Annotated in this window: 2 protein-coding genes; one reads left to right on the top strand and one right to left on the bottom strand. The window is 48.3% G+C overall.

The window, feature by feature from the left end; translation table 11 throughout:
• The first annotated feature begins 219 nt into the window (after window positions 1–219).
• On the top strand, window positions 220–585 hold the full coding sequence (locus B5D40_RS15045; protein WP_073304393.1) for a hypothetical protein: 366 nt from the start codon (window positions 220–222) through the stop codon (window positions 583–585).
• On the opposite strand, the gene B5D40_RS15040 is transcribed toward B5D40_RS15045, so the two are convergent.
• A partial coding sequence (locus B5D40_RS15040) for an ADP-ribosyltransferase (protein ID WP_144319726.1) occupies window positions 536–2,305 on the bottom strand: 1,770 nt, incomplete at its 5' end. The genes B5D40_RS15045 and B5D40_RS15040 overlap by 50 nt on opposite strands.

The raw sequence follows: 2,305 nt of genomic DNA, 5'->3' as shown, positions 1-2,305 counted from the left end.
GGGCTTGGCAAATTCACCGTTCAAAATATGAATGAGAACGGAGAAGTAAAAAAGGTTCTTACACTCGAATTGCCTTAAATTTTGTAATATGCGAGCCTGTTCATGCAGTCTCTCGAAAATGCAGAGAGGCTGGTCTGTGGATGAAAATGCGAAATGTCGCCCGGCGGGCGACCACGGCTAGGAGGAAAAATGGTATTTTATGGAAAACGGAGGTTGAAAATGAAAACCAGAAAAATTTTGACAAAAGATCAACTAATTCTTCACAAAAACACAAAGCTATATAAAGAATTTAAAAAGAAATTTCCAGGAGCTGACAATTTTTTTAATTACGAAACAGATAGAGATTTTGACGAAGAAGACATAAAAAGCTGGCATGACCGGATTGAAGCATTATGCGAACATTATAAAATCAAGCTCGAAAAAGAATATTTTTTACCTTACAACAAGGATTTTTTCGGATTGATTCATAATCGTTACGATTCTTTTTCCGATTATACAGATCCTAGAGATGTATTGAAAAAAGTCGTTTCTGGGTTTAATATATTACAGGATTGCCTGGCCGATATGGTTGAGGAGCCTGCTTGACAATTTCCAACTCAATACTCCAGCCGCTGTCCGTTCTTTTAGAAAGATCAAACGTTATCTTATTGATTCTAAATTCTGTTCCTCGCTGTAAAATTCCTTCAAATTCTTTGGCTTTACCAAGAGAAATAGTGTCTTCTTTTCCATCCCATTTTGTCGGCGAAGTGTCCCGAACGCCAAAGTGAGAGAACGGTTCCGCATAAAGGCATTTTGTCCCCTTTTGTGCAAAAATTTGAAAATCCAAAGTCTCCTTAAATCCAGTATTACTTGCAAACGACGTGGACATGAACGCTTTTTGCGTTCCGGTCTTTCCCTTTAACTTCTTCGTCAGTTCCTTGGCGATATCGTCTTTAGAACGTTTGCCGTTGTCAAGCATTTTTATTTCCGCTTCAAGGTCAATCCCGAAGACTCCCGAAAATGTGCCCCATTCTTGTCCACTCCTCAACCATGTATCTTTCGGCAGACTCGTGTTATCGATTAGTCTCGTAAGGTTCGGGTTATGCTTCGTGACGGCTTCCTTCACGGATTTTGGCCCGGAATACTTAGCCCCATACAGCGGTTCGTTATTGACCTTTGATCCCATCGTGTAGTAGTATGCAGCCTGCTTCTGTTCTAGAGTCGCGCTCTGCCATGCAGTCTTTGCGCAGCTGTCGATGATTTCGGCGTCCTTCGCTATCCATTTCGAACTATCGATAAACTGGACGCTCCTCTGTTTGGCCGTGCTTGGCTTGAACGAGATTTCAGGATAGACGTCGCTCGGGGATGGTTCATTCGGCTTCACCTTCGCGGCCCGTTTTTCAGCCTTCTCGATGTCCTTCCGCAATGCATCGAGTTCGGACTGCGTGGTGGGCGTCCCCGCCTTCTTGAGCTTGTTCACGTAGCCCGTGAGCGTCTTGTCCTTGGCAGCCTTCGCCGCGGCATCAAGAGACTTGATTTTATCCGCGACTTCCGCCAATGCCTTCTGGAACTTGGCTGCGACCAGCGCCTTCTCGTACGCCTTCTTCGCCACCTCCCACGTGGAATACTTCTTGCTATTCTCCACCCAGCCTATTTCAAATTCGAGCTTCTTTATACGAGTGTCGATGTCCAGGTTGGCGAAGGATTCGAGCTTCTTCCTGACGGCTTCCTGCACGGCCTGCGTTTCCTTGAGTCCGTGTTTCTTCATGGATTCCAGCGGGTTGTCCAGCAGGTCCATCTTGGCGGCCTCGGCGTCCACCTTCTGCCTGAACTTTTCGGCGAGTTCCGCCGCCTTCTTGTATTTCGCGCCGTTTTCCGCATTCTTTACCGTGGACGGGAACGGCATTCCATTGATGCCGGAGTATTCCTTGCGTATTTCCGCGACTTTCTTGATTGCATCCTTGATTTCTGCCTGTCGCGCATCCCACTTTTTCTGGATTTCCGAGGCCTGTTCGTTCGTCCGCTTTTCGTGTCTTTCCGCGGAAATTGCGGCGATTCTGCGTTTCCTTTCGCGGTCGTCCCACAGCTTCCGGATTTCAGCGACCCTCTCCGGCGTCCTTTCCGCATGGCGTTTAACGGCTGCGGTCATCAGCCGGAGCTTGCGTTCCGCCTCTTGCACCCTCTGTTCGGCGGCTTCCGTCTCCGCCCTCGCCTGTTCCAGCTTGCTGGGTGCCTTTTCCGGTGGTTCCGGGACTTCCTTCACGTCGTACTTGCCGTCTATGCGCGGGTCCCACGGCACGCTGGTGCAGCGGCACTGGAAGTCCGT

This window comes from Fibrobacter intestinalis (genome assembly GCF_900167415.1).
Classification (GTDB): Bacteria; Fibrobacterota; Fibrobacteria; order Fibrobacterales; family Fibrobacteraceae; genus Hallerella; species Hallerella intestinalis.
The sequence above is the reverse complement of the archived record's forward strand: the minus strand, read 5'-3'. Positions and strand labels throughout refer to the sequence as shown.